At 65.5% G+C, this 1,092-nt stretch carries 1 protein-coding gene; it reads left to right on the forward strand.

Annotated elements, in window-relative coordinates; all coding sequences use genetic code 11:
* Positions 1 to 1,092, forward strand: a 1,092-nt coding sequence (locus tag ACFYP3_RS37950; protein WP_388842695.1) for an IS701 family transposase, incomplete at both ends; no start/stop codon positions are given.

Genomic DNA, 1,092 nt, shown 5'->3' on the forward strand with positions numbered 1-1,092 from the left:
GCCGAATACGCAGGTCACCGTACTCCGGACGGATTCCAGAGGCTTCTGAACTCAAGCGTATGGGACGCGGACGCCCTGCGCGATGACATCCGCGACTACGTCGCCGACAAGCTCGGGCCGGGTGGTGTCCTGATCATCGACGACACAGGGTTCATCAAGAAGGGCAGCACGTCGGCCGGGGTGGGCCGGCAGTACACCGGCACCTCGGGAAAGATCGACAACTGCCAGATCGGGGTGTTCGCCGCCTACGCCACCGAGCTTGGACGGGCCCTGGTAGACCGGGAGTTGTACCTGCCGAAGTCCTGGACCGGTGACCGAGAACGATGCAGGGCGGCGAAGATCCCTGACGAGCGGGAGTTCGCGACCAAGGGCGAACTCGCCAAGGCCATCGTGACCCGCTGCCTGGCCGCGGGTTTGCCAGCGTCGTGGGTGACTGCGGACGAGGCCTACGGTCAGGAGTGGAAGTTCCGACGCCTGCTCGAGGAACTCGGCGTCGGTTATGTGGTCGCGGTCCCGAAATCGCAGCAGGTCAAGAGCCTGGCCGGGTTCTGGCGGATCGACGAACTGATCGCTGGGGCTCCAAAAGACGCCTGGCAGCAGCTCTCCTGCGGTGACGGGGCGAAAGGGCCTCGGGTCTATGACTGGGCGAGTGCGCGGCTGCCGTCGATCGGCTTCTTCGACGGTGACGAGCCCACCTATCACCGCTGGGTGCTGGCCCGTCGCAGCCTCACCCGGCCGGACGAGATCGCCTACTACTTCGCCTACGCTCCCGTGACCTGCACAATCGCGGATCTCGCGCGAGTTGCCGGCACGCGCTGGGCGATCGAAGAGTGCTTCCAGGCCGCGAAGAACGAGTGCGGCCTGGACGAGTACGAAGTCCGCCGGTATGTCGGCTGGTACCGGCACATCACCCTGGCCATGCTTGCCCACGCATTCCTCGCCGGCCTCGCCGCCGACGAGACCGCAAAGGGGGCTGCAGAAACGACCCCAACTGCAGCATCGTCACTCTCACCGTGGCAGAGATCCGACGGCTCCTGGAACATCTCCTGCCCCACCACCGAACACACCGACCACCTCCAAGAGATCACGCAC

Origin of the sequence: Streptomyces sp. NPDC005533 (assembly GCF_042871845.1) — a bacterium.
Lineage (GTDB): Bacteria > Actinomycetota > Actinomycetes > Streptomycetales > Streptomycetaceae > Streptomyces.